Consider the following 247-nt stretch of genomic DNA (forward strand, 5'->3'; position numbering starts at 1 on the left):
AACGGCCCGCTCGGCCTCTCCGCGACCTCAACGGCCGGTGTGGACACCGGATTCAACCGTGAGCCCGGGGGCACGCTGAACTCCATGACCCGTGGGGGGGAAGAACCACTACTACCTGACCGACGCCCTCGGCTCGATGGTCGCCCTGGCCGACGAAACGGGCACGAAGGTCAACACGTACGCCTACAGCCCGCGCGGCGTCCAGCGCGCCGGTACGACCGAACAGGTCCACCAGCCGTACCGCTTC

General features: G+C 68.4%; 1 pseudogene. It reads left to right on the top strand.

Features of this window, described 5'->3' with window-relative positions:
* Nucleotides 1-247: pseudogene (locus IF19_RS1000000138600) on the top strand (hypothetical protein); the annotation flags it as partial.

It is taken from the genome of Streptomyces californicus (assembly GCF_000717645.1).
GTDB lineage: Bacteria > Actinomycetota > Actinomycetes > Streptomycetales > Streptomycetaceae > Streptomyces > Streptomyces californicus.